This window comes from Halomonas sp. DP1Y21-3, from assembly GCF_019801245.1.
Taxonomy (GTDB): Bacteria; Pseudomonadota; Gammaproteobacteria; order Pseudomonadales; family Halomonadaceae; genus Halomonas; species Halomonas litopenaei.
In genome coordinates this window covers 567666-593186 of the sequence record NZ_JAHVJM010000001.1, presented here as the reverse complement: position 1 = coordinate 593186, position 25521 = coordinate 567666, and the positions used below count along the sequence as shown (strand labels likewise).

At 64.4% G+C, this 25521-nt stretch carries 20 protein-coding genes; 17 read left to right on the top strand and 3 right to left on the bottom strand.

Translation table 11 applies throughout. The features are described from left to right. Positions 1 to 174: 174 nt before the first annotated feature. The 6 genes from msrB to KUV74_RS02465 all read left to right on the top strand — a co-directional run bounded on the left by msrB (position 175) and on the right by KUV74_RS02465 (position 7524). Positions 175 to 672, top strand: a complete 498-nt coding sequence (msrB, locus tag KUV74_RS02490) for a peptide-methionine (R)-S-oxide reductase MsrB (RefSeq protein WP_045994136.1) — start codon at positions 175 to 177, stop codon at positions 670 to 672. Positions 673 to 779: 107 nt separating this feature from the next. Beyond that, the gene (locus tag KUV74_RS02485; RefSeq protein WP_222515574.1) at positions 780 to 3149 is read left to right on the top strand and encodes a Tex family protein; all 2370 of its coding nucleotides are present in this window, start codon (positions 780 to 782) and stop codon (positions 3147 to 3149) included. A 161-nt stretch (positions 3150 to 3310) separates the two neighbouring features. Further along, positions 3311 to 4957 (top strand): glutamate--cysteine ligase, encoded by a 1647-nt coding sequence (gshA, locus tag KUV74_RS02480; RefSeq protein ID WP_375037771.1) that lies wholly within the window; start codon positions 3311 to 3313, stop codon positions 4955 to 4957. Next, a complete protein-coding gene (locus KUV74_RS02475; protein ID WP_108131401.1) occupies positions 4954 to 5478 on the top strand; it encodes a disulfide bond formation protein B in 525 nt (174 codons plus the stop codon). The genes gshA and KUV74_RS02475 overlap by 4 nt, the downstream gene beginning before the upstream one ends. Positions 5479 to 5630: 152 nt before the next feature. Then, a complete protein-coding gene (rsd, locus tag KUV74_RS02470) occupies positions 5631 to 6113 on the top strand; it encodes a sigma D regulator (protein ID WP_045994140.1) in 483 nt (160 codons plus the stop codon). A 436-nt stretch (positions 6114 to 6549) separates the two neighbouring features. Then, on the top strand, positions 6550 to 7524 hold the full coding sequence (locus tag KUV74_RS02465; protein WP_045994141.1) for a malate dehydrogenase: 975 nt from the start codon (positions 6550 to 6552) through the stop codon (positions 7522 to 7524). Between the two features lie 156 nt (positions 7525 to 7680). Here the strand turns inward: KUV74_RS02465 and KUV74_RS02460 are convergent, their stop codons facing one another. Further along, on the bottom strand, positions 7681 to 8337 hold the full coding sequence (locus KUV74_RS02460; protein ID WP_045994142.1) for an HAD family hydrolase: 657 nt from the start codon (positions 8335 to 8337) through the stop codon (positions 7681 to 7683). Positions 8338 to 8558: 221 nt separating this feature from the next. Here KUV74_RS02460 and KUV74_RS02455 point away from each other — a divergent pair, with 221 nt between their 5' ends. Together KUV74_RS02455 and ptsP are read left to right on the top strand one after the other, a co-directional pair. Continuing rightward, on the top strand, positions 8559 to 9050 hold the full coding sequence (locus tag KUV74_RS02455) for an RNA pyrophosphohydrolase (protein WP_045994143.1): 492 nt from the start codon (positions 8559 to 8561) through the stop codon (positions 9048 to 9050). Between the two features lie 122 nt (positions 9051 to 9172). Then, positions 9173 to 11434 (top strand): phosphoenolpyruvate--protein phosphotransferase, encoded by a 2262-nt coding sequence (gene ptsP, locus KUV74_RS02450; RefSeq protein ID WP_222515573.1) that lies wholly within the window; start codon positions 9173 to 9175, stop codon positions 11432 to 11434. 64 nt (positions 11435 to 11498) lie between these two features. On the opposite strand, the gene KUV74_RS02445 is transcribed toward ptsP, so the two are convergent. Then, positions 11499 to 12293 (bottom strand): NRDE family protein, encoded by a 795-nt coding sequence (locus KUV74_RS02445; protein WP_108131403.1) that lies wholly within the window; start codon positions 12291 to 12293, stop codon positions 11499 to 11501. A gap of 121 nt (positions 12294 to 12414) precedes the next feature. Here KUV74_RS02445 and KUV74_RS02440 point away from each other — a divergent pair, with 121 nt between their 5' ends. The 8 genes from KUV74_RS02440 (at position 12415) to KUV74_RS02405 (ending at position 21627) form a co-directional block, all read left to right on the top strand. Further along, positions 12415 to 13632, top strand: a complete 1218-nt coding sequence (locus KUV74_RS02440) for a response regulator (protein ID WP_108131404.1) — start codon at positions 12415 to 12417, stop codon at positions 13630 to 13632. Continuing rightward, positions 13632 to 14420 carry a sulfite exporter TauE/SafE family protein gene (locus KUV74_RS02435; RefSeq protein ID WP_108131405.1) on the top strand — a complete coding sequence of 263 codons (789 nt, stop codon included), beginning with the start codon at positions 13632 to 13634 and terminating at the stop codon, positions 14418 to 14420. The genes KUV74_RS02440 and KUV74_RS02435 overlap by 1 nt, the downstream gene beginning before the upstream one ends. 121 nt (positions 14421 to 14541) lie before the next feature. Beyond that, positions 14542 to 15345: a prolipoprotein diacylglyceryl transferase gene (gene lgt, locus KUV74_RS02430; protein ID WP_108131406.1), complete on the top strand. Its 804-nt coding sequence runs from the start codon at positions 14542 to 14544 to the stop codon at positions 15343 to 15345. A 222-nt stretch (positions 15346 to 15567) separates the two neighbouring features. Beyond that, entirely contained in the window at positions 15568 to 16407 is an 840-nt protein-coding gene (locus tag KUV74_RS02425; RefSeq protein ID WP_108131407.1) for a thymidylate synthase, read from the top strand. Continuing rightward, positions 16404 to 16967, top strand: coding sequence for a dihydrofolate reductase (locus KUV74_RS02420; RefSeq protein ID WP_222515572.1), 564 nt, complete (start codon positions 16404 to 16406; stop codon positions 16965 to 16967). The genes KUV74_RS02425 and KUV74_RS02420 overlap by 4 nt, the downstream gene beginning before the upstream one ends. Before the next feature lie 206 nt (positions 16968 to 17173). Beyond that, complete coding sequence (locus KUV74_RS02415; protein ID WP_231498464.1) at positions 17174 to 18685, top strand: ProQ/FINO family protein; 1512 nt, start codon at positions 17174 to 17176, stop codon at positions 18683 to 18685. Positions 18686 to 19203: 518 nt separating this feature from the next. Then, positions 19204 to 20355, top strand: coding sequence for a porin (locus KUV74_RS02410; RefSeq protein WP_108131409.1), 1152 nt, complete (start codon positions 19204 to 19206; stop codon positions 20353 to 20355). Positions 20356 to 20457: 102 nt separating this feature from the next. Then, positions 20458 to 21627, top strand: a complete 1170-nt coding sequence (locus KUV74_RS02405; protein WP_222515571.1) for a hypothetical protein — start codon at positions 20458 to 20460, stop codon at positions 21625 to 21627. Positions 21628 to 21852: 225 nt separating this feature from the next. Here KUV74_RS02405 and KUV74_RS02400 read toward each other — a convergent pair whose 3' ends face one another. After that, complete coding sequence (locus KUV74_RS02400; RefSeq protein ID WP_222515570.1) at positions 21853 to 23298, bottom strand: catalase; 1446 nt, start codon at positions 23296 to 23298, stop codon at positions 21853 to 21855. A 186-nt stretch (positions 23299 to 23484) separates the two neighbouring features. On the opposite strand from KUV74_RS02400, the gene KUV74_RS02395 reads away from it, so the two are divergent. Further along, positions 23485 to 25464, top strand: a complete 1980-nt coding sequence (locus tag KUV74_RS02395) for a diguanylate cyclase domain-containing protein (protein ID WP_315900713.1) — start codon at positions 23485 to 23487, stop codon at positions 25462 to 25464. The last annotated feature ends 57 nt before the right edge of the window (positions 25465 to 25521 follow it).

The window sequence follows — 25521 nt, the reverse complement described above, 5'->3', positions numbered from 1 at the left end:
CGAGGCAGGGGTCGAGAAGAGGAGAAGGCGATGGCCTTCTCCTCTTTTTTTGCTCTTGTTCCAGCGCCTTGCCGTCGATAGTTGGCGAAGGTCCGGACGGACAGCGACGATTGAGTGTAAGGAAGGGGAGGGGCAGACCGACCCAGCACAATCCTTGACGCAGGAGACTCTACAATGAAACGACGCAATTTCCTCGCGCTGCTCGGGCTCGGCGGCCTCGCCAGCATGGTGCCGGCGGTGGCCAATGCCCGCCCGGAGCTGGAGCTTTCGCCAAGTCCCGATATCGAGCCGCTGGAATTGAGCGAGAGCGAGTGGCGTGAGCGCCTGAGCCCGGCCCAGTACGATGTGCTGCGCGAGGCAGGGACCGAGCCGGCAGGCTCCAGTCCGCTCGACGGCGAGAAGCGTGAAGGCGAATTTCGCTGTGCCGGTTGTGATCTGTTGTTATTCACCAGCGCCATGAAGTACGACTCCGGCACCGGCTGGCCGAGCTTCTACGAGCACGTGGAGGGCCACCTGCTGACCAGTGTGGACTACAAGATCCTGTGGCCGCGTACCGAGTACCACTGCGCTCGCTGTGGTGGTCATCAGGGGCACGTGTTCGAGGATGGGCCCGATCCCACCGGTCTGCGCTGGTGCAACAACGGGGTCGCGCTCAAGTTCGTTCCGGCCTGAACGAAAAGCTGCCCGGGGGATGACGCCGGGCAGCGGGTGGCGGCGGCGCAAAAGGGCGCTTTGTGATACCTTGGCCGGATCACAGACGTCGTATTGCCAAGGATTTCATGGACGCTACAGCCAAGATCATTGCCCGCCTGGCCGAAGAACTGGCGGTCAAGGCCCCTCAGATCTCCGCGACCGTCGAGCTGCTGGATGGCGGCGCGACGGTGCCGTTCATTGCGCGCTATCGCAAGGAAGTGACCGGAGGACTCGACGATACCCAGCTGCGCAACCTGGAAGAGCGCCTGGGCTATCTGCGTGAACTGGAAGAGCGCCGCACCACAGTGCTTGCGGCCATCGACGAGCAGGGCAAGCTCAGCGATTCGCTGGCCGCCAGCATCCAGGCTGCCGATACCAAGCAGCGCCTGGAAGACCTCTACCTGCCCTATCGCAAGAAGCGCCGGACCAAGGCACAGATCGCCCGGGAAGCGGGTCTCGAGCCGCTGGCCGACGCGCTGCTGGCCGATCCAACCCTCGACCCCGAGACCGAAGCCGCGGGCTACCTGCGGCCTGCCGAAGGCGAGACGCCGGCGATCGAAGACGCCAAGGCGGCGCTCGATGGCGCCAAGCAGATCCTGATGGAGCGCTTCGCCGAGGACCCCGAGCTGGTCGGACGCCTGCGCGAGAGGCTGTGGAGCGAGGGCGAGCTGTCCAGCCGCGTGATCGCCGGCAAGGAGCAGGAGGGCGCCAAGTTCTCCGACTACTTCGAACACGACGAACGGCTTGCCAAGGTGCCTTCTCACCGCGCCCTGGCGATGTTCCGTGGCCGCAACGAGGGTGTGCTGGCGCTGGCGTTGCGCCTGCCTGGCGAAGACGAGGCGCCGGTGCACCCAGCCCAGGTCGCCATCGCGCGTCACTTCGAGATTCGCGATGAGGGGCGCAAGGCCGACCGCTGGCTGGCCGAGGTGGTGCGCTGGACCTGGCGGGTCAAGCTCTACACCCACCTCGAGACCGAGCTGATGGGGCGTCTGCGTGAGCGGGCAGAAGGCGAGGCCATCGACGTCTTCGCCGCCAACCTCAAGGATCTGCTGCTGGCGGCGCCGGCCGGCCCCAAGGCCACGCTGGCCATCGATCCCGGCCTGCGCACCGGCTGCAAGGTGGCGGTGGTCGATGCCACCGGGCAGTTCCTCGAGCAGGCCACCATCTTTCCCCACGCCCCGCGCAATCAGTGGGATGCGTCGCTTGCCGAACTGGCGAAACTGGTCAGGAAACACGGCGTCGAGCTGATCGCCGTGGGCAACGGCACCGCCAGCCGGGAGACCGATCGGCTGGCCGGGGATCTGCTCAAGGCGATGAAGGATCCCCGGTTGTCGAAGGTCATGGTCTCGGAGGCGGGGGCCTCGGTGTACTCTGCCTCCGAATATGCCTCCCGTGAGCTGCCTGATCTCGACGTGACCATTCGTGGCGCGGTGTCGATCGCGCGCCGCCTGCAGGACCCCCTGGCCGAGCTGGTCAAGATCGAACCCAAGTCCATCGGCGTCGGCCAGTACCAGCACGACGTCTCCCAGGTCCAGCTGTCACGCAGCCTCGAGGTGGTCATCGAGGACTGCGTCAACGCGGTGGGGGTCGACCTCAATACCGCCTCCTCGGCGCTGCTGTCGCGGGTGGCGGGGCTCAATCCGGGGCTGGCCGAGAACATCGTCACCCAGCGCAACGCCAAGGGCGCCTTCCGTGATCGCCGTGATCTGCTCGAGGTGTCCCGGCTGGGGCCCAAGACGTTCGAGCAGTGCGCCGGCTTCCTGCGCATCATGAACGGCGCCAATCCGCTGGACGCTAGCGCCGTGCACCCGGAGGCCTATCCGCTGGTCGAGCGCATCGCCGAGCGCAGCGGGCGCGAGCTGTCCGGGCTGATCGGCGACAGCGCCACGCTGAAGGCGCTCAAGCCCAGCGAGTTTGCCGACGAGCGCTTCGGGGTGCCCACCGTCAGCGATATCATCGCCGAGCTCGACAAGCCTGGCCGCGACCCTCGTCCCGAGTTCCGTGCAGCGCAGTTCCGCGAGGGCGTCGAGACGCTCAAGGACCTCGAGCCGGGCATGGTGCTGGAAGGTACCGTGACCAATGTCACCCACTTCGGTGCCTTCGTCGATATCGGTGTGCATCAGGACGGTCTTGTGCACATTTCAGCGCTGTCGGACCGCTTCGTCGAGGATCCACGCACCGTGGTCAAGGCGGGCGACATCGTCAAGGTCAAGGTGATGAACGTGGATCTGCAGCGCTCGCGTATCGGGCTGTCCATGCGCATGGACGATACTCCCGACAGCGCCGACGGAGGTGACGCTCGCCAGGCCCCCAGACGTCGCGAAGGCGGTGGCAAGGGCAAGGGCCCTCGGAGCCAGCAGGGTCGCGGTCAGGCAGGCAAGGGAGGGCGCGACGAGGCCGCTCCCATGGGCGCTCTGGGTGCCGCTCTGCTCAAGGCGAAGCAGGGTCGTTCTTGAAACCTGCCAATGGAACGCCATAATCTGTCGACCTTATCCAGCGATCTCGACTGTCGACCTTCGCTGTCGACCGTATCTGTCGACTGAAACAACGGGCGCCTGAGCGCCCGTTGCCGTCGCCGCCATTCGAAGCAGGCCCCCGGGCCCTTCCACGACACGGGGTGTTCACCTTGTCCACTCAGCTTTCTTCGCTCCTCGAACGCCTGCGCGGCCCGGCGGCCGCACGACGCTTCGGCCGCCTGCGCCGCGGCATTGAAAAGGAGGGGCTTCGGGTCGACGACCGCGGCGTGATCGCGGCGACCTTCCATCCCCGGGCGCTGGGCTCCAAACTGACCCACCCCCATATCACCACGGACTACTCCGAGGCGCTGCTGGAGTACATCACGCCGGTCTACAGCCGTCCCGACGAGGCGCTGGAATTTTTGGCCGATCTCCATCGCTACACCTATCGCCATCTGGACGGAGAGTGGATCTGGCCGGCCAGCATGCCTTCCCGGCTCAATGGCAACGACAGCGTGCCCATTGCCGACTACGGGAGCTCCAACGTCGGCACCATGAAGCATGTCTATCGTCGCGGCCTGGACGCTCGCTACGGGCGGATCATGCAGTCGATCGCCGGCATCCACTACAACGTGTCGCTGCCCGACGACCTGTGGACGCTGCTGCAGACCCTGGACGAGCAGGAGCAGGTGTCCATGGGCGAGTACCGCTCGTCGCGCTACTTCGGACTGATCCGCAACTTCCGGCGCCATAGCTGGCTACTGCTGTATCTGTTCGGTGCATCGCCCGCCATCGACGACAGCTTCCTGGATGATGGCGAGATCCCCGAGGGGCTGGAACGCCTCGGCGAGCGCACCCTGGTATCTCGCTATGCGACGAGCTTGCGGATGTCCGATCTGGGCTACCAGAACAAGGTGCAGGATCAGCTCAAGATCTGCTTCAATTCGTTGTCGAATTACGTCAACACCCTGCGCCATGCCATCGCCACCGGCTGGCCGGACTACGAGGCGTTGGGTGTGCGTGATGGCGATAGCTGGCGTCAGCTCAACGCCAACATCCTGCAGATCGAGAACGAGTACTACAGCGATATCCGTCCCAAGCGGGTCACCCGTCACGACGAGACACCGAGCCAGGCCCTCGAGGCCCGTGGTGTCGAGTACATCGAGGTCCGCTGTCTGGATATCGATCCCTTCGCTACCCTGGGGATCGATGCCGCCCAGACCCGCTTTCTCGACACCTTCCTGGTGTGGTGTCTGCTGTCCGACAGTCCCTGGATCTCCGACGAGGAGTGTGACCACCTGGACGACAATCGGCGCCTGGTGGTGGAGCGCGGTCGCGAGCCCGGGCTCGAGCTCAATGACCGAGGCAACCGCCGCGGTCTGGTCGACTGGAGTCGTGCCATCGTCGCCGAGATGCGCGAGGTCGCCGCGCTGCTCGACCAGCTCGAGGATGGCAGTCCCCACCAGCAGGCGGTGGACGCGATCGCGCCGCGCATCGATGATCCGTCGCTGACGCCTTCTGCTCGCGTGCTGGCGCGCCTCGAGGACAACGGTGAGGAGTTTGTCGAGGCCATGGTCGCCATCGCCCGTGAGCAGGCCGCTGCGCTGGCTGACGAGCCGCTCAATCGGTGTCGTGCGTCCATGCTGGAAGACCTGGTCGAGACCTCTCATCAGCAGCAGCGGGAGATCGAGGCATCCGACACCAGCGATTTTGCTCAATTCCTGAGCGACTATTTCAGCCGAGCCCGGGAGACCCGGGCGTTGGCACCCACGGATCAACCGACCCATAGCGGAGAGAGCCTGAAATGAGCGAGTGGAGCCTGCGGCAGTGGAGCCTGGCGGGACTGGGCTTTTGCGTGGCAATGATGGCCGTGGCCCTGGGGCTTGAGCACCTGGTCGGGCTCGAGCCCTGTCCGCTTTGTGTGTTTCAGCGGGTGGCGGTGATCGCGGCAGGGCTGGTGTTTGCCGTGGCCGCGCTGCATGGACCTCGTGGTGCATTCGCCACAGTGGCCTACAGCGGTCTGGCGGCCCTGGCGGTGCTGTCCGGGATCGCCGTTGCCGGGCGTCATCTGTGGCTGCAGTCGCTGCCGGCGGATCAGGTGCCGAGCTGTGGCCCCGGTCTCGATTACATGATCGATGTGCTGCCGCTGCAGAAGGTCATCGCCTCGGTGTTGTCCGGCTCCGGCGAGTGCGCCGAGGTCGGCGCTACCCTGCTCGGGCTGTCGCTGCCAGGCTGGACGTTGATTGGCTTTGTGGTACTGCTGGCGGTGCCGGTGGGCATGCTCACGACGCTGCGGGCCACGACCAGCGGCTATCGCTGGAACGGCTGAAGCTTGGCGGTAGAGGCGTTCTCTGCGCCGTTTTGCTGTCGGTGATGACGGCCAATCAGGTACTTGGCATGCATTCGTTGACAGGGGCGGCGGCACGAGGGAGTCTGTTCATCCGCCTGGATTCGGGGTGAGGCAGTGCTAGGGAGGCCGCCATGTTGGAAGATTGCAAGACCGCTCGCGAACGCTGGGGAGGCGTCCATCGACTGATCGACCGCTGGCTCGAGCAGCGCGAGGGTTTGCTCGTTGTCTTGAATGAGCTCGAACAGTCATGCGATGCGGATCTGGAAACCATCACCAAGGAACGCATCGACACCTTCAGCGAGACGCTGATGGACTACATCAGCGCCGGCCATTTCGAGGTCTATCCGCAACTGAGGGAAGAGGCGCGTGCCTTCGATGACACGTCGGCACTGAATATCGCCGATCGTCTGCTGGAACGCCTCGAGATGTCCACCGAACTGGTGCTGTCCTTTGACGAGGACTACTCTACTCCGGTGCGCTGCCAACGCTTTCTGCCGCGTTTGCCGGCCTGGCTCGAGCGTCTGAAGAAGGGCCTGTCGGAGCGCTTCGGCCTGGAAGATCAGCTGATTGCACGGCTCCACGACGAGCACGCCCCCGCCGAAGGCATCTCCTGACAGGGGTGCCGGCGGTGAAGGAGGGTAGTGAGGGCGGACCGTGAGGGCGGACAGTGAGTGAGAGGGTTAGTGAGAGGGTGAGTGAGCGCGCAAGGCCAGCGCAGCGCCTTGATCGCCTCCGATAACACCGAAGGCTTTGGTGGCGTTGTTCGCACCAGGCCGCCGATTTCGCCCGCTCCCGATACTCGAGGATCCGACACTTCCGGATCTGGCTGTTGAGGGGCCGCCACGTCAGGTCGTCCAGGCGGTCGTGTCTGGCGACAGTCCAGGTCGGCGGTGCCAGGCCAGGTCAATTGCGTCGGGCCAATTGAGTTTTGTGCACTGCAAGCATAAGATTTTCCGCGTCCTGAACGCCGCCCGAGGCAGCCAAGGTGTCGGCCGACGTCTGCATGATGCCGCCCGGGCCCCTTCACGGCGACAATCCCAAGGAGCCATGATGAAAGACCCCGTACGTATTGCCATCACCGGTGCCGCCGGTCAGATCAGCTACTCTCTCGCCTTCCGTATCGCCGCAGGCGACATGCTGGGCCCGGACCAGCCGGTCATCCTGCAGCTGCTCGAGATCACTCCGGCCATGGAAGCGCTGAATGGCGTGGTGATGGAGCTCAACGACTGCGCCTTCCCGCTGGTTCAGGACATCGTCGCCACCGACGATGCCAACGTGGCCTTCAAGGACGCCGACTTCGCCCTGCTGGTGGGTGCCCGTCCGCGCGGTCCGGGCATGGAGCGCAAGGACCTGCTCGAGGCCAACGCCGCCATCTTCTCCGCCCAGGGCAAGGCCATCAACGACAACGCCAGCCGTGACATTCGCGTGCTGGTGGTGGGCAACCCGGCCAACACCAACGCCCTGATCGCCTCCTGCAACGCGCCGGACCTCGACGCCGGTCAGTTCACCGCGATGATGCGTCTGGACCACAACCGGGCCAAGACCCAGCTGGCGCAGAAGGCCGGCAAGCACGTCACCGACGTCGACAGCATGATCGTCTGGGGTAACCACAGCGCGACCCAGTACCCGGATCTGTCCCACTGCAAGGTGGACGGCAAGCCGGCCTTCGACCTGGTCGAGCGCGACTGGTACGAAAACGACTTCATCCCGACCGTGCAGCAGCGTGGCGCCGCCATCATCAAGGCGCGTGGTGCATCCTCCGCTGCCTCCGCCGCATCCGCCGCCATCGATCACATGCGTGATTGGGCGCTGGGCAGCGACGGCATCGTCAGCATGGGCATTCCTGCCGACGGCAGCTACGGCGTCGAGCCGGGCATCATGTATTCCTACCCGGTGGTGTGCAAGGACGGCAAGTACGAGATCGTCCAGGGCCTCGAGGTCGACGAGTTCAGCCGCACCAAGATGAAGGCGACCGAAGACGAGCTGCGCGAAGAGCGCGCTGCGGTCGAGCACCTGCTGGGCTGATATCGGTCTCGCAAGGCCCGACAGGGCCTTGCAGAGCATCGCCTGCACGTCGACCAGCGGTCATCGTGCCAACGAAGAACCCCGCCACAATGTGGCGGGGTTCTTTTGTGGATGGCGTCGGTGTCGTGCGAGGGGCTTGTCTCAACCGCGCTTGGCTCAACCGCGCAGGGAGATGATCTTCCAGCCCTTGGCCTCGGCGACTTCGCGCAGGGCCGGGTCCGGGTCCACCGCGACCGGATGATCGACCTGCTCGAGCAGCGGCAGGTCGTTGTGGGAGTCGCTGTAGAACCAGGCGCCGTCGAGGGTGTCGTCGCGCTCAGAAAGCCACTGTTCCAGGCGGGTCACCTTGCCCTGCTGAAAGCTCGGCACGCCGCTGACCCGGCCGGTGTAGCGGCCATCGACGAGCTCCGGTTCCACGGCGATCAGGTCATCGATGCCCAGGCGTTCGGCGATGGGGCCAGTGATGAAGCGATTGGTAGCGGTGATGATCAGAAGGGTGTCGCCCCGTGCGCGGTGGCGGGCGATCAGTTCCTCGGCCTGGGGCAGGATGGCGGGCTCGATCTTGCTGGCCATGAACTGCTGATGCCAGGCGGCGAGCTGTTCCATGGAATTGTCCGCCAGTGGCTTCAGGGCCACCTCCAGGAAGGCCATCATGTCGAGACGACCGGCGTCGTAGTCGGCCTTGAAACGGTCATTGGCCTCGCGATAGGCCACCGCGTCCACGGCGCCCTGCTCGAGCAGGAATTCGCCCCAGGCATGGTCGCTGTCGATCGACAGCAGGGTATTGTCCAAATCGAAGATGGCCAGACTCAAGGTGTGTCTCCCGGCGCTTGGGTGAGGCGACCTCCCGGCCCGGCGATCTGTGTCGGAGTGGCCAGCAACAGGCGTACGTCATGCCCATGGGCCCCTGGCCCGGGAAGGCCACAAAGGGGGCGATTATGTCAGAACCTCGGCAGGGGTTCGAGATGTCGTATTGATGCGCTTCGAGCCATTGTGGAAGAATGCAGTCAATACCGATTGGAAAGGTGAAGCCCGTGATCGACGCAGACGGCTTTCGCCCCAACGTTGGCATCATCATCGTCAACGACCAGGGGCAGCTGCTATGGGCGCGTCGGGTAGGGCAGAACGCGTGGCAATTTCCCCAGGGAGGCATCAAGTCAGATGAGACGCCCCAGCAGGCTTTGTTCAGAGAGCTCCACGAAGAAATCGGCCTGACCGCCGAGGATGTGGAGGTACTGGCCTGCACCAGGGGGTGGCTACGCTACCGCCTGCCGCGACGCATGGTTCGCACACATTCGCGCCCAGTGTGCATAGGACAGAAACAGAAGTGGTTCCTGCTGCGGATCCGCTGCCAGGAAAGCCGCATCTGTGTGGATGGCACCCCCAAGCCCGAGTTCGATGGCTGGCGTTGGGTCAGTTACTGGTATCCGCTGGGGCAGGTGGTACCGTTCAAGAGGGAGGTCTACCGCCGAGCACTACGTGAGCTATTGCCTCGCGCCCAGAGCCTGGCGCTGGAGAAGGGATGAATCCAGCGCCCGCGGCAGCACATCAGCCACGTCGGCGAGAGGCCGGTGGCGTTGCTGCCTCCCACTTATCGTTCGGTCGCCCCATGGCCGGACCAGTACAAGAACAGGGGTGAGACCTTTCCATGCTCAAGGTCCTGCAACGAATCATTCAGGAGGTCAACAGCGCGCGCAGCCTGGACGCGGCGCTGGCGACCCTGGTGCGCCGGACACGCAAGGCGATGCAGACCGATGTCTGTTCGTTCTACCTGTTTGACGGCGAACGCGATGCGCTGGTGCTGATGGAGACCATCGGCCTGAGAACCCAGGCGGTGGGCCAGGTGGCGCTGCCGGTAGGGGAGGGGCTGGTTGGCACCGTGGCCCGCCGCGAGGAACCGCTCAACCTGGAGGACGCCCAGGCTCACCCCAGTTTCCGTTACTTCGAGGCGACCGGTGAAGAGCGCTACTCGAGCTTTCTCGGTGTGCCCATCATCCATCAGCGCCGCATGCTCGGTGTACTGGTGGTGCAACAGGCAGAGCGTCGTCGCTACGATGAATCCGACGAGGCCTTCCTGGTCACCATGGGCGCCCAGCTTGCTGGCGTGCTGGCCCATGCGCTGGCTACCGGTGGGCTAACCTGCCCGGCCTTTCCCGGCGTCCAGGCGACCTTCATCGGGGTCGCCGCCTCACCCGGCATGGCCATCGGCGAGGCGGTGGTGCTGTCACCGCCGGCCGATCTCGACAGCGTGCCGGATCTGGTGCCCACCGACGTCGAGTTCGAGATCGCCCGGCTCAAGGACGCCATCGCCCGGGTGCGCGAAGAGATTCGTGCCGCCGGCGAGCGGCTGGCCAATCGTATCTCGGCCCAGGAGCTGGCGCTGTTCGACGTCTATCAGCAGATGCTCGGCGAGGCGGCGCTGTCCCAGGAGGTGGAAAAGCGTATCCGCGAGGGCCAGTGGGCGCCCGGCGCCCTGGCCGACGTGGTGCGCCGCCATGTGCAGTATCTGGAGCGGGTGGACGACGATTACCTGAGAGAGCGTGCCGCCGACGTGCGCGATCTCGGACGCCGAGTGCTGGCCCATCTGCAGGAAGAGTCGCCGCGGTTGCCCGAACACTACCCCCAGGGGGCCATCCTGATCGGCGACGAGATCAGCGTCGCGCTGCTTGGCGAGGTGCCCCGGGACCGACTTGGCGGACTGATCTCGGTACGAGGGTCGAGCAACTCCCATGTGGCCATCATCGCCCGTGCCATGGGGATTCCGCTGGTGTCGGGGATGATCGACCTGCCATTGCCGCGACTCGACGGCGCCCCGCTGGTGCTGGATGGTCACCGAGGGCGCGTGTTCGTGCGTCCTGGCCCGGAGCTGGTGGCCCATTACCAGAGCCAGATCGACGAGGAGAAGGCCCTGGCGGCGCTGCTCGAACACGAGCAGGACCTGCCCAGCGTGACCCCGGACGGTCACGCCATGACGCTGATGGTCAATACCGGACTGACCGTCGATACGGTCGCATCGCTCAAGACGCGTATCGGCGGGGTAGGGCTGTATCGCACCGAAGTGCCGTTCATGATCACCGAACGTTTCCCCGGCGAGCAGGAGCAGACCCGGCTGTACAGGGAGCAGCTCGAGAGCTTTGCACCGCTTCCGGTGGTGATGCGGACCCTGGATATCGGTGGCGACAAGGACCTGCCGTACTTCCCCATCGAAGAGGCCAACCCCTTTCTCGGCTGGCGCGGTATTCGCGTCACCCTGGATCACCCCGAAGTGCTGATGGTACAGCTGCGCGCCATGCTCCGGGCCTCCCAGGGGCTCGACAACCTCGAGCTGCTGCTGCCCATGGTGACCAACGTCGATGAAGTCGATGACACCCTGAAGCTGATCGAGCGAGCGATCATCGAGCTGGGCGAAGAGGGTGTGGACGTGCGCCGGCCGCGCCTCGGGGTGATGCTCGAGGTGCCGGCGACGCTTTACCAGCTCAGGGCACTGGCGGCGCGGGTCGACTTTTTCTCCGTGGGCAGCAACGACCTGACCCAGTACCTGCTGGCGGTGGATCGCAACAACCCGCGGGTCGCTGACCTCTACGATTCCTGTCACCCTGCGGTGCTGTCGGCGCTGCATCGCCTGGCCGCCGAGAGCAGCGAGCTGAATGTGCCGACCTCGGTGTGCGGCGAACTCGCCGGCGACCCGGCTGGTGCGCTGCTGCTGATGGGCATGGGCTTCCGGGTGCTGTCGATGAATGGCCCCAACCTGCCCCGCGTGCGGGCGGCCATTCGTCGGGTATCGCGAGAGGCGGCAGCCGAGCTGGTGGAGCAGACCCTTGCGCTGGAAACGCCAGCCGAGGTGCGCGCCCACCTGGCGAGCCGCATGCAGGCCTGGCAGCTGGCCCATCTGCTGCCGCCCAGGGATTGAGCGAGGCAGCGGCCGTCAAGGATGGCCGCGCGCCTTGGCATCTCGCAGCGTGGCCAGCGACGCTTCAGCCGTCTCGGTCGATGGTCAGCGCCAGCCGGGTCTCGCCCTGAGGCCGCCCGCCCGGGCCAAAGCGCCGTTCCGAGATGTCGAAACGCTCGCCGTTCACGTCGCGGTGCAGCGTCAACTCGCTGGTGGCACGGGTGCCGTAGTCGTCGCCGACGATAAAGGCCGGTGACAGGAAGCGTTCGAGCTCCAGCCCCACGCCGGTGTCCGGCAGGCTAGCGTCCGGCGCCGGGTGGCGGTCGAGGAAGCCCTGGCGGGCGTTTGCCAGGGAGGCGTGTCTGGCCTCGGCGATGTCTTCGGCCAGGGCGTTGCGCACCTGGACCAGCTTGGGCCAGGGGGTATCCAGAGAGGCGTTGGACAGGCCGTGCACTCCGGCCTCGACCGCCTGCAGTGCGCAGCCGTGGCGATGCCGCTCGAGGTGCCAAAGCCGCTTGCCGTCGCCGATCAGCAGATTGAAGCCACCGTAGCGCAATGCCTCGCCCGCACTCTGGCATTCGAGCCAGGCCTCGAGGTCATCGGTTTCGAGGCCACGGCGCACCAGCAGGCCGCGGCTTTCGCTCGGTTGCGGTGGTATCAGTTCCGGGTCGCGAACATTGGTGATGGCGGCGAAGCGGCCGCGACGATGGATGCCGAGCCAGGTCCCGCCGGCCTCGAGGTCGCGACCGGCGACCAGTCCCGGGGCGTCCGGCCAGGCGGCCAGGGGCGCGGTGGGGCGCGCGTGGACCTCGTCGCGGTTGGCGATCAAGGTGATCGGCCGCGCACTGTCCGGGGCGAAGTGAAAGGCAATCAGGCACATGGGCGCAGCGTAGCCGGATTTTCTGCCCAGGGGAATCCGGGGAGAGCCTGCAACTGTGCCACCATGACAGGCTGCGGCCGGCAACGTACACTCTTGGCTTCTTCATTCAACAGGATGGAAGATGGAAGGCGACGATAGCAGGGATCGCTTTTGGCGCAGGCTGGTGATTCCCATCCTGTGGCCGGTGGTAGCCGCCCAGGGGGTGCTGCTGGCGCTGTGTCTGGTGCTGGGCGCCTCGCTGCACTGGCTGATGCCCGCCGCCGCCGGCTGGAGCACCACCCTGTGGATCGTCATGGGTCTGCTGGTGGGCACCACGCTCAACATCCTCGTCTTCCTGGTGCTGCTCAAGCATCGCCTATCCCGCGCTCAGCGTGACTTCGACAGCCTGCTCGAACGGGTCGAGAGCCAGTTGTCGCCACAACTCGATGGGCGGCACGAAGCCCCCTCGCCGGAAGACTCGCTGATGGAGCGAGTCAGGTGGCTGCTCGAGGCCATCGACGCTCGACCGAAGGCAGGCCAAAGACGGCGCGGCAGTCCGCCTGACGTCGAGAGCGGTGATGCGGTTTGGCTCGAAAGCCAGGGGGAAGTCAGAGCAGATATCGGAGTAGATAGCCGAGCAGATAGCCGAGCAGATAGCCGAGCAGAGAACACGCCGGATTCGCTGGGCGAGCCCAGCGACTGGGAGCACGAAAGCCGGCGCCTGGCCGCCGCGCTGTCCCGCGCCAGAGAAGAGTCGCGTCTGAAGTCGAGCTACCTGAGCCACGTCGGCAAGGCATTGGCACCCTTGATCGCCGAGCTCGATCAGCTGATCAACCGGGCCGGCGACGGCGCCGAGCCCGAGGCGTTACGCCGACTGAGCGATATTCGCCTGTTGCTCGACAACCTCGAGGACGGCACCGACACGGCGCCTGTGGCAGAGCCTTCCGAGTCATCGGCCGACGAAGCGACACCCAGGGTGCTGATCGTCGACGACGGTCCGGTCAACCTGATGCTGGCGCGGGAGGTTCTCGAGCGCCGAGGCGTCGAGGTGGTGACCGCGACCCGCGGAGAGGAAGCGCTGGAGCGGCTGGCGGCGGTTGCCGTCGATCTGGTGCTGATGGATATCGTGCTGCCGGATATCGACGGCGTCGAGACCTGCCGTCGTCTGCGCGCGATGGAGGCGGCGGATTCGGGCCGCCCGCGTGCGGTGGTGATCGCCCTGACCGCCAATGCCAGCGACCAGGACCAGGCGCGCTTTCAGCAGGCCGGCATGGACGCCTGGCTGGCCAAGCCCTATCGTCCCCAGGCGCTGCTCGAACTGCTCGATCACTGGTTGCCGCTGCCGACGAGGTCGGTCTGATGCTGGCGTCCCTGGTCTCCTATCTGGCGCTCGGCACCGCGGCGGGCTTCCTGGCCGGTCTCTACGGCGTGGGTGGCGGGCTGATCATCGTGCCCAGCCTGATGACGGTATTCGCGCTGCAACAGGTGTCCGGCGAGGTGGCCATGCACCTGGCGGTGGGGACCTCGCTTGCGACCATCGTGATCACCGGCGCCTCGTCCGCCTGGGGCCACTTTCGCCGGGGCAGCATTCGGCGTGACTGGCTGGTAGCGCTGCTGCCGGGGCTGGTGATGGGCGCCGTGCTTGGGGTGTTCGTTGCCGGCGCCCTGTCGGGCGGCCTGCTCGGCACGCTGTTCGGCGTCTTTCTGCTGCTGGTCGCCGCCAAGCTGGTGCTGGGGCGCTCGCCCAAGGCGGGGCGTCAGGCCCCCGGGCGTGGCAGCATGGTCGTCGCCGGCGGTGTCATCGGAGGTGTCTCTGCCCTCTTCGGTATCGGTGGGGGGACACTGAGCGTTCCCTGGCTGATTCGCTGCGGTGCCAGCATGACCCAGGCGGTCGGTACCTCGGCGGCCTGCGGAATGCCCATCGCCCTGGTCGGCGCGGTGACCTTCATCGCCGTTGGCCTTGGTGATCCGCGACTGCCCGATGGCGCCTTCGGTTTTGTCATGCTGCCGGCGCTTTTGGGGATTGCCCTGACCAGCGTTCCCTGTGCGCGGCTTGGTGTGCGACTGGCGCATCGGTTGCCCGCTCGGGTGCTCAAGCTGTCGTTCGCGCTGTTGCTGACGGTGGTGGGGCTCGGCTTCCTGCTGTAGCGAACCGTCGCCGCCGCTTGCTGTCCTATTGCCGCTGTGGCGTTTTTCTGGCGGTCATCCGCTTGTATAGCGCTACGTTACTCTCTGGTCACCTCGGTCACTTTCAGGAAATCTACCGACTATGCTGTCTTATCCCCAGATCGATCCCGTTGCCATCTCGCTGGGTCCGCTCCAGGTCCACTGGTATGGACTGATGTACGTGGTGGGCTTTGTCGCTGCCTGGTGGTTGGGCTGTCGACGCGCCCACCGCATCGGCCTGACCCGGGACGACGTGGGCGACCTGCTGTTCTACGCCGCCCTCGGCGTGGTGCTCGGTGGACGCCTTGGCTACGCGCTGTTCTACGGGCTGGATCAGTGGCTCGCGGACCCGCTGTGGATCGTCAAGGTGTGGGATGGCGGCATGAGCTTCCATGGCGGCCTGCTCGGGGTGTTGCTGGCGGCCTTGCTGTTCGCCCGGCGCAAGAACCTGGCGTTCTTCACCCTGACCGACTTCGTCGCGCCGCTGGTGCCGATCGGCCTGGGGGCCGGGCGCATCGGTAACTTCATCAATCACGAACTGCCGGGCCGCGTCACTGACCTTCCCTGGGGCATGCCGTTCCCTGGCTACGGCCCCGAGCCGCGCCATCCTTCCTCGCTGTACGAGGCGCTGCTCGAAGGCCTGGTACTGTTCGTGGTGCTGTGGTGGGTGTCGAGCACACCGCGACGTCGCGGCCTGGTCTCTGGTCTGTTCCTGTTGATCTACGGCTTGAGTCGCTTCGCCGTGGAGTTCGTGCGTCAGCCGGACCCGCAGCTTGGCTTCATTGCCCTTGGCTGGGTCACCATGGGCATGCTGCTTAGCCTGCCGATGATCCTGTTCGGCGTGCTGTTGGTGGCCTGGTCTCGCCGCCAGCCGATGGATGTCCGTACCGCGCCTGCGGCCGACTAGGCGCTGACGATCCGCCGATGCATGATGCGGCCGCCTTGGCCCGGCCCGGTTGGTCATGCCCGAGAGGCTGCGTCACGCCGACAGGGCCCCGGTGGCCGCGCCAAGCTGGCCGCGCCAAGCTGGCCGCGTCTGGCATCGAAGCATGCCGAGCAGTACAATTGCCGGTTTTTCTGGTTTCGAGAAACCGTCCCGAATCCGTCACGACCAAGCGAGTGAATCCCGATGCCTGTTGATAGCGCTGCCGAAGCCACCGACCTCCCCGCCCTGGAGCAGCCGTATCTGGATTTGATGCGCAAGGTGCTGGACGAAGGGGTCGAGCGTGACGACCGCACCGGCGTGGGCACACGCTCGATCTTTGGTCATCAGATGCGCTTCGATCTGTCCCGCGGCTTTCCGTTGGTGACCACCAAGAAGCTGCATCTGCGGTCGATCATCCATGAGCTTCTGTGGTTTCTGAAGGGCGATACCAATATCGCCTACCTCAAGGAAAACGGCGTGCGTATCTGGGACGAGTGGGCCGACGAGAACGGCGACCTCGGCCCTGTCTATGGCTATCAGTGGCGTAGCTGGCCGGATCCTCGCGGTGGCAGCGTCGATCAGATCGAGACACTGCTCGACCAGCTTGCCACCAACCCGCGCTCACGGCGGCTGATCGTGTCCGCCTGGAACCCGGCGCTGGTGGACGAGATGGCACTGCCTCCCTGTCATTGCCTGTTCCAGTTTTACGTGGCCGACGGCAAGCTGTCCTGCCAGCTCTATCAGCGCAGTGCCGACATCTTCCTTGGCGTTCCCTTCAATATCGCAAGCTACGCGCTGCTCACTCGGATGATCGCCCAGGTGGCGGGTCTTGCCCCCGGTGATTTCGTTCACACCCTGGGGGATGCCCACCTTTATCTGAACCATCTCGAACAGGCCGAGTTGCAGCTGAGTCGAACGCCCACCCGGGCGCCTCGCCTGGAGCTGGAGCCGTCGGTGGATAACCTGTTCGACTTCCGTTTCGAGCACATCAGCATCCACGACTATGAACCCCATCCCCATATCAAGGCCGAGGTAGCGGTATGAGCAGCGCCGACAATGCGAGCGAAGGCCAGGATCTGGCGAGGCTCGACACCTTCGTGCCGGTGGCGATGATCGCCGCCATGTCGCGTAACCGGGTCATCGGGGTCGACAACCAGCTGCCCTGGTACCTGCCGGAGGACCTCAAGTTCTTCAAGCGCATGACCCAGGCCAAGCCCCTGGTGATGGGACGCAAGACCTTCGAGTCCATCGGCCGTCCGCTGCCTAACCGGCTGAATATCGTGGTCACCCGTGACACCTCCTTTCATCACGATGGCGTCAGGGTCTGTCACGACCTGGCCAGCGCGATCGAACTGGCCGACCGTCAGGCCACCATCGAGGCCGCCGAAGAGATCATGGTCATGGGCGGGGCTCAGATCTACGCCCAGGCCATGCCGATCGCATCGCGGCTCTATCTCACCGAGGTGGATGTCGATATCGAAGGTGACGCCCACTTCCCGGCGCTTGAAGGCGACTGGCAGGAAGTCGCCAGCGAAGCCGGCTCGCCGAGCGAAGGCCAGCCCGCCTACCGCTTCGTTCGCTACGAGCGTTCAGCCGAGAGCTGAAGCGCCTAATGCCTGGTTGCGGATTTGCGGTAGTCGCCACGGGACGAAATTGGCGTCTTGCAGGTGACACAATGAGCGTCGCCGAGCGGCGACAATTGCGACATCGCAAGCCCTGGCACAGACTGTGGCGACAACCCTGACAACAGCGGGGCGTGACCGGAGTCACCCCTGCAACGCGGCATTTTGCTGAGCCTGGAGGAGTCGACGTGATCGAGACACACGCAGAACACCCGTTGGAGGCGCTCGAGCAACGCACGGCGACGCTATTGGACGGACTGCGTGAAGGGCGTCGGCGCGAGCGTCAGCTGTCCAGCGAGCACCAGCGTATGGCCGACGAGCGCCAGCGCTTGATGGAGGAGTGCGAACGGCTGGCGTCCGAACGAGAGCGGTTGAGCGCTGAGCTGAACGCCGAATTGACCGCCGCCCGAGAACGTCAGCGTGAGCTCGAGTCGCAACTTGGCAGCGCCGTCGAACGCAGCGGTCAGCTCGAGACGGAGCTTGAGGCACTGCGCGCCGAGCGCCAGGCGCTGTTTGAAGAAAACAGCGAACTGACCGAGGAAAATCGCGAACTCGACGAACAGAATCGTGAACTCGAGGCCCACAACGCCAGGCTGCGTGAGCGCGTCGAACATCCCGAAGCCGAGCCTCAGTCCCCCGCCTTTGTTCGTCCCAAGCGACGCGCCCAGGGCCTGGCTGCATTGATGCAGCATCGCCCGCGTCATGCCAGTGGTGATCAGTCAGCCGACGAGACAGACGATCGGACGACTGAACAAGCAGCCGACCAGGCGTCTGACCAGACAGCGGCTCATACAGCCGTTGAGCAAACCGAGCAAGCCGACAAGACATCTGCCGAGCACAGCGGTGAGCAAGCCCCTGTCCAGTCTCCTGAGCAAGCCTCTGACCTGGATGCTGGGCGAGTGGACGGGCCTGCCGGCGAGGTCGCATCGGCTGTAACGGCCAGCGAAGCGTCCCCGGCCCCGTCCACTGACGCGACGGTGTCATCCGACGCCTCTCGGTCGCAGTCAAGCCAACAAAGCCAAGGGGCGCCTTCCAGGGACGCTGACCTCCAGGGTGATACATCCGAAGCGACGGCCTCCGACGAGGCTGGCCGCCAGGGGGATCTGGCCATCGACAAGGCGCCGTCTCCCCAGGCGCTGTTGGGTGAGTGGTACCAGCGCTATGACAAGACCTTCTTCAAGGGCCACACCCGTCCCTTGAAGGTGGGCATCCACGAGGACCTGGCGGCCAGCGAGCCCTGGCCCGAGAAGCTGGTGCGGCGGGCCCTGGCCTGCTACGTCAACCTGCCGCGGTATCTCAAGTCGGTCAGGGAAGGCGCCGAGCGTATCGATCTGCAGGGCGCGCTGGTCGGAGCGGTCGATGCCCAGGCCGCCGAACACGCCAAGCGCAAGCTGGACCGCCTGCAGGCGGAGCAGCAAGGGCGCGGCAAGGTGTCGCAGCGGCGCAGCGGCCAGGGCCGGCGGCGCGCTGGCGCAGGCAAGGGCAATCAACCCCAGGGGGCATCAAAGGCCGACCCGCAGCCCCATCGGGAAGTCGAGAGTGAACAGAGCAGCCGCACGGCGATGTCACAGGGGCGCCCCCCGCATCTCCACCAGCCGCAGAACGAGTCCAGGCACCAGTCTCATGGACACGACAGCGAGGAGTCGCGGCTACAGCGCAAACTCGACGCCCTGATGGCCCGCCACAATGGTAGTCACTGACCGCGCTCCTTGGGTGTGGTCGTTGTCTGGGCGCTTTATGCCTGGTCCTGATGTGCGGTCCTCAATTGTGCGGTCCTTATGGACGGCCGCCGCCGTTGACGACTGTCGACAGTGTTCAACCCAGCTGACTTGAAAGCGTCACATCAGCGGGGCATGATGTAGTCGCTATGCCCGGCGCAGCACTTTGTGCAGAATCGGTTCGAGGTTAGCGAACAATGTTCGTTAAGTCGTTTTTCCGGTTCCAGCGCTGGCGGCGCCTTCGCAGGGATCGGTGTCGAATCGAGGGGCGGCGGGAACGAAAACAGTGTTTTTTTCTTGTTGCGCTCCTGAGAATCCCGGTATATGGTTGCCCTTGCGAGCATTGGACTATAACAAGGCTTCGCCGCTGTCAGGCTCGCTGCCTCGGTTCCCTGCCAGGAACCACAAGGCCAGAAAAACGAGCCGGCAACGACCGGCAAGCCAAGGCTGCCAAGCGCAGCAACGATCGAAACAGCAAGCTAGTCAAAAGGAACTCAGCAATGAAAAAGACACTGTTAGCGACTGCCATCGCCGGTGCTGCCGCCTTTACCGCCGTCAGTGCCCAGGCCGCCACCGTCTACAACCAAGACGGCACCAAACTCGACATCTACGGCAACGTCCAGCTGGTCTACGCCGGAGTCAAGGATGACGATGGCGAAACTCGTGACGAGATCGCCGACAACGGTTCTACCTTCGGCTTCGCCGCCGAGCACGTCATCTACAACGGTCTGATCGGCTACGCCAAGATCGAAATCGACGACTTCAAGGCCGACGAAATGAAGGTCGCCGGTCGTGATGCAGGCGACACCGCCTACATCGGCCTGAAGGGCAACTTCGGTGACGCTCGCGTTGGTTCCTACGATTCCCTGCTGGACGACTGGATCCAGGATCCGATCTCCAACAACGAATACTTCGACGTTTCCGACTCCAACACCTTCAAGGGTGCTCCGGGTGACGAAGCTGGCGACGCTGACGTTATCGTCGGTGATCCCGAAGGCGACAAGATCACCTATACCTCTCCGGTCTGGGGCGGCTTCCAGTTCGCTCTGGGTACCCAGTACAAGGGTGACGGCGAGTCCGAGAACCTGACCGATTCCGGTGAGGCCTCTATCTTCGGTGGTCTGAAGTACACCTACGGCGGCTTCTCCATCGCCGGTGTCTACGACGATCTGGGTATCTACGACATCGAAGATCAGTCATTCACCTACATCGCTACCGATGTTGATGGTGATAGCGTCACTAACAGTGTAGAAACGGTGGACATCGATAGCGACCTGGGCGACCAGTACGGTGTCACCATGCAGTACCAGTGGGACAGCCTGCGCGTTGCCGTCAAGTACGAGCGCTTCGAGTCCGACAACGACCTGCTGAAAGACGCTGACTACTACGCCATCGGTGCCCGTTACGGCTACCTGGACGGTATGGGTGACGTTTACGGCTCCTACCAGTACATCGACTTCGGTGGCAGCGGCTTCAGCGACTTCGACAGCGCCAACGATGACGAGAACGACGACGACAACCACAACGAGTTTGTTGCCGGCGTGACCTACAACATCTCCGACGCCATGTACACCTACGTGGAAGGCGCCGTGCGTGACCGTGACAACGACCAGGGTGACGGCTACGCCGTGGGTCTGACCTACCTGTTCTAATCCGACAGGTTTGACCCCCTAGCGTTGGAACGCTATAAACGAAAGCCGATCCTCCGGGATCGGCTTTTTTTCTGCTCTCAATCGGCAAGCATGTGAGGATCCATGAAAGACGTCACCCTACCCGCGGCGCTGCTGGCGCTTGGTGTTGCCCTTGCAGGTACCACCGTACAGGCTTCTGACAGTGCCATGACCGAGCGCTTCCGTGAGGAGAACCGCCAGCTCGATCTGACCGGCTTCTTCAAGCCGGAGAGTGACGCCCGCAGCCAGAGCTTCATGTTCGGGTCCCCCCATGCCCATGACTTCGAGGTAGAGGAAGAAGGGGTCTATCGTTTCGAGAGCCGTGTCAGCGCAGGCTATGAAGACAGCTACCAGATCGATGCGGTGCTGATGGACGATGCCGGCAACGTGATCGCTCGGGGCGAGGGCTACGGCCAGGATGGTGGTCTCCAGTTGGAGAGTCGCCTGACACCCGGCAAGTACGAGTTGCAGGTCAAGGGCACCCGCTTTGGTCGACGCGGTCGCGCCGGCGACGGCTACAGCATCGCCGTGGTGGGTCTCGATGATCGCGGTAATCGTATCGAGGTGGATGATGGCACGGGTCTGCAGTTCGTGGGCTCGGATCGTGACGGAAGCCAGAGCGCCTTTGTTACCAGTCGTGACGCAGTGGTCACCCTGGGTAGTCAATCCGGTGCCTCCGGGGCCGCCGCGACTCAGTCTGCCGCAGCCCAGTCCTCCAGCGCAGCAGCGACTTCTGCGTCTGCCTCCTCCGCAGCGGCAGCAGGCGAAGTGGCCTCAAGCGCAGGTGCCTCGGCGGCCACCACGGCGTCCACGGCCGGGGTGGCGGGTTCCTCCTCGGCGGCCGGTGCCACAGCAGGTGCAGCCGCCGGCGCAGGCGCGGCAGCCAGCGTCAGCGGTAGTGCAGCGCGCAGCGATAACCCGGATGAGCGTCAGGTGCAGAGCGTCAAGACCGACGTCAAGATTCGCGCTCGTGGTGAGGTACTGAGCTTCAACGTGGCCGAGCCGAGCAGCGTGCGTATCACCACCTCGACCTTCCCGCCGGGCGACGAAGACACCTATCGCCTGACCATGGAGGTGGCCGATTCCTCCGGGCGTATCGTCGCCGAGGGCGAAGGCCAGGGCTTCAACGGCAACGTCGATCTGACCACCCAGCTGGACCCGGGCATGTACCATATCCGGGTCGCCGGTCAGAAGTTCGGCAACGCCCAGGACGGCCCCAACAACTACGAGCTCAAGGTCGTGCTCGACAACTGATATCGCGAGCGACGTATCGTCGCGAGTGGTGACAACAGGACGGGCCCTTCGGGGCCCGTTTTTTGTGCAAGACGTTGGTCTCTGGCCGGTGGGGTCGCCCGACAAGCCGAACGATGCCACCACGGTGGACACAAAAAAATACCCCCGCCTTTAGGCGGGGGCATGGGGACGTGCTGTGACGGGATTGGTCAGCGGGTGGCACTTCTCGCCTGGTGGCAAGATGGGTCAGTCACCGATTCTGGCGATGGCCTCACGCACACCGGCAGCGTACTCCGGGTGGCACTTCTCGAAGTGGCCGAGCTGACGCTCCTTGATAAAGTCCGGGACACCCTGCATATGCCGGGCGATATTGCCGAACAGTCGCTCCCGCTGCTCCGGGCTCATCAATTCGAACAGGGCGCGAGGCTGTGCGTAGTCGTCATTGCCTTCGCGGTGGTCGTAGCGCCAGGCGTCGCCTTCCAGCGGCAGCGGCGGTTCCACTACGCTCGGGTCCTCGGTCGGTCCATCGAAGGAGTTGGGCTCGTAGTAGGCGTCGCCGTTTTGCTCTCCGTTGGCGAAGAAGCGCATCGGGCCGTCCTTGTGGTAGTGGTGGACCGGACACTTCGGCTGGTTGACCGGCAGCGCCTCGTAGTGGGTGCCGAGGCGGTAGCGGTGGGCGTCGGCGTAAGAGAACACCCGTGCCTGCAGCATCTTGTCCGGCGAGAAGCCGATGCCCGGCACCTTGTTGGACGGTGAGAAGGCAGCCTGCTCGATCTCGGCAAAGTAGTTGTCGGCGTTGCGGTTGAGCTCGAAGTAGCCGACCTCGATCAGCGGGTAGTCGCCATGGGGCCACACCTTGGTCAGGTCGAAGGGATTGAACGGCGCCTGCCTGGCCTGTTCCTCGGTCATCACCTGGATAAAGAAGTTCCAGCGCGGGTAGTCGCCGTTTTCCAGGGCGTTGTAGAGGTCTTCCTGGGTGGTCTCGCGGCTCTTGCCCACCACCTGTTCGGCCTCGGCATCGGTAAAGTGCTTGTGACCCTGGGCGGTGCGGAAGTGGAACTTGCACCACACGCGCTGGTTGTCGGCGTTGATCAATGAGTAGGTGTGGGAACCGTAGCCATTGATGTGACGAACGTCGGTGGGCAGGCCACGGTCCGACATCAGCATGGTCACCTGATGCAGTGACTCTGGCGACAGCGACCAGAAGTCCCAGGCCGCGGTGGCCGAGCGCATGTTGGTGCGCGGGTGGCGCTTCTGGGTATGGATGAAGTCCGGGAACTTGGACGGATCACGGATAAAGAACACCGGCGTATTGTTGCCGACCACATCCCAGTTGCCTTCCTCGGTGTAGAACTTCAGGGCGAAGCCGCGCACGTCACGCTCGGCGTCCGCCGCACCCTGTTCGCCGGCCACGGTGGAGAAGCGGGCCAGCATCGGCGTCTGGCTACCCGGGGTGAAGACCTTGGCCCTGGAGTAGCGGGTGATGTCCTGGGTGATGGTCAGGGTGCCGTGGGCGCCCCAGCCCTTGGCGTGGACGGTGCGCTCGGGGATGCGCTCGCGGTTCTGGTGAGCGAGTTTCTCGAGAAGCTGGTAGTCCTCGAGCAGCAGAGGTCCACGGGGGCCCGCACTCAGGCTGTTCTGGTTGTCACCGATGGGGGCACCGGCGCTGGTGGTCATTGTCTTGCGGGTCATGTGGCGTCTCCTGCTCTTGGTCTGGTCCGATATAAGGTATAGACCGCTGTCGATGAAGAACAATCGAACCTTTCTATTTCGTTTATAGGAAATGGATGTTTAGCGTTACTATTTATGCTATTCACGATGCATGTAACGTATTTCGCACCACCGCCACCGGCGGTTCGACCCTGAAGGAAAGCCTTCGTGCCCAAGCTGTGCAGATTTGTCGCTTCGCTCTCGCTGCAACTGAGAATGATGACTGGCCTGGCGATGACCTGGGTTGTCGTGGTGACGATCCTGCTGGCGTGGGGCTGGTACACCGGCAAGGACCTGGTGCGTGAGGTGAACTTTTCTCACCTGCGTTACGAGACGCATCTGATCGCCGATGAGGTGACCGAAGAGATCGAGACCCGCCTGGCGATGCTTGAGCGGGTGGCGTCCAGACACTCGAGTGGCGCGTTGCTCGATCCCGGCGGTGGGGTGTTGAAGGACAACAGCGTACTGCTCGAGCTGTTCGACGGCCTGGTGGTATTCGACGGCGACGGCAGGGTGGTCACCGATTGGCCGGTGACACCTGGGCGCGAAGGGCTCGATATCAGCGATCGCGAGTACTTCAGTTTTTTGCGCGAGGTCGAGCGGCCCTACGTCAGTGACCCCATCTATGGACGTATTACCGGGCTTCCGCTGGTGCTGTTGCTGGTGCCGCTGAAGGGCGACGACGGTCGTTTCATGGGGGCTCTGGGAGGCGTGGTCGAAGTTCACTCGGGCGGTATCTTCCGACGCTTGAGCCGGGTCCGGCTGGGTAACGAAGGCTACGCAGCGGTGTTCAGCGCCTCAGGCCAGGTGCTCTACCACCCTGACCGCCAGCGCGTGATGGGGACGCTGGGAGACCTTTCCCACAACCCGGCCCTGGACCTGGCCCTCGATGGCTGGGAGGGCGAGCGTTATGGACCTACGGTAAATGGCGAAATGACCTTTCAGGCATACCGGCAGGTGTGGCCGGCGGACTGGATCGTCGGCGTGTTCTTGCCGGAAGGCCAGGTATTGGCGCCCTTGTGGGGCTTGCTGAAACGCCTTAGCTGGGTCGGGGTGGGTATCGCGCTATTGCTGCTGCCGCTTCTTGGCTGGATGGTGTGGCTGCTGCTACGGCCGCTTTACCAGTTGCAGTCGCAGATCGCCCAGGTAGGCAAGGGGCTGCGTGGTCGCGTCTCGCTGGGTACCGAGATGAAGGAATTGACCCAGGTTGCCGAGGCATTCAATGCCGTGGAGGTCGAGCGAAACCGGGCGCTGAATGATCTGCGCGGTCGTCAGGCGTTCCTCGACAGCGTGCTGGCGTCCTCGCCGGTGGGCATGTTCGTGACCGACACCCAGGGTCGCATCACCTACATGAATGACGCCCTGGCCCAGTTGACCGGTCGTACCATGAAAGGGCAGGACCGCTATGGTTGGGTCCAGGCGATCCATGCCGAGGATCGCGATGCGGCGATCGAGCTGTGGCGCTACAGCATGGCCTCAGGGAAGGACTTTCTGCGTCAATACCGCTACTGGCGGGCCGATGGCGAGCTTCTATGGCTGGAGGTTCACGCCAGCCAGGTCGCCATCGATACCGAGGTGATTGGCTTCGTCGGTACCGTCAAGGACATCACCGCCCGTCGTCAGCAGGAGGCAATACGTCAGTGGGAGGCCGAACACGATCCCCTTACCGGCCTCTTGAACCGACGAGGCTTCGAGCGTCGCCTCGAAGAGGCCATGGCGGACTGGCGCAAGATGGCCAAGCCCTCCGTTCTGATGCTGTTCGACCTGGATCGGTTCAAGCCGATCAACGATGAGGGTGGCCACCCGCTCGGTGACGAGATGCTGCGTCGCATCGCTCGGGAAGTCGGCCGCTGTGTTCGCAGCAGCGATCACGTGGCTCGCCCGGGCGGCGATGAATTCGCGGTGCTGCTGCCAAGTTGTACGCTGGCCCAGGCGCAACGTATCGGCGAAGACATCCTGACAGCGATCAACGACACCTGTGTGGTCCACGAGGGGCGTGAATACCATGTCACCACGAGCCTCGGCATCACCGAGTTTCGTGAAGGCGATGCCGATATTCACACTCCCATCGAACGTGCCGATGCGGCCAGCTATGCGGCCAAGCGCCAGGGGCGCAATCGCCTGGTGGTGGACGAGAGCGAGGCGTAAGGCCGGCCGCACCGACGACACCACCGACGTCCCCACCGCCAACTTTCAGTCTGTCGC

Bases quoted from the DNA above. Each gene is read 5' to 3' on its own strand.
- KUV74_RS02445 (WP_108131403.1), bottom strand. From the start codon at position 12,293: ATGTGCCTGATTGCCTTTCACTTCGCCCCGGACAGTGCGCGGCCGATC.
- KUV74_RS02425 (WP_108131407.1), top strand. From the start codon at position 15,568: ATGCCTGTTGATAGCGCTGCCGAAGCCACCGACCTCCCCGCCCTGGAG.
- rsd (WP_045994140.1), top strand. From the start codon at position 5,631: ATGTTGGAAGATTGCAAGACCGCTCGCGAACGCTGGGGAGGCGTCCAT.
- KUV74_RS02405 (WP_222515571.1), top strand. From the start codon at position 20,458: ATGAAAGACGTCACCCTACCCGCGGCGCTGCTGGCGCTTGGTGTTGCC.
- msrB (WP_045994136.1), top strand. From the start codon at position 175: ATGAAACGACGCAATTTCCTCGCGCTGCTCGGGCTCGGCGGCCTCGCC.
- lgt (WP_108131406.1), top strand. From the start codon at position 14,542: ATGCTGTCTTATCCCCAGATCGATCCCGTTGCCATCTCGCTGGGTCCG.
- KUV74_RS02400 (WP_222515570.1), bottom strand. From the start codon at position 23,298: ATGACCCGCAAGACAATGACCACCAGCGCCGGTGCCCCCATCGGTGAC.
- KUV74_RS02435 (WP_108131405.1), top strand. From the start codon at position 13,632: ATGCTGGCGTCCCTGGTCTCCTATCTGGCGCTCGGCACCGCGGCGGGC.
- KUV74_RS02475 (WP_108131401.1), top strand. From the start codon at position 4,954: ATGAGCGAGTGGAGCCTGCGGCAGTGGAGCCTGGCGGGACTGGGCTTT.
- KUV74_RS02410 (WP_108131409.1), top strand. From the start codon at position 19,204: ATGAAAAAGACACTGTTAGCGACTGCCATCGCCGGTGCTGCCGCCTTT.
- KUV74_RS02485 (WP_222515574.1), top strand. From the start codon at position 780: ATGGACGCTACAGCCAAGATCATTGCCCGCCTGGCCGAAGAACTGGCG.
- KUV74_RS02420 (WP_222515572.1), top strand. From the start codon at position 16,404: ATGAGCAGCGCCGACAATGCGAGCGAAGGCCAGGATCTGGCGAGGCTC.
- ptsP (WP_222515573.1), top strand. From the start codon at position 9,173: ATGCTCAAGGTCCTGCAACGAATCATTCAGGAGGTCAACAGCGCGCGC.
- KUV74_RS02465 (WP_045994141.1), top strand. From the start codon at position 6,550: ATGAAAGACCCCGTACGTATTGCCATCACCGGTGCCGCCGGTCAGATC.
- KUV74_RS02440 (WP_108131404.1), top strand. From the start codon at position 12,415: ATGGAAGGCGACGATAGCAGGGATCGCTTTTGGCGCAGGCTGGTGATT.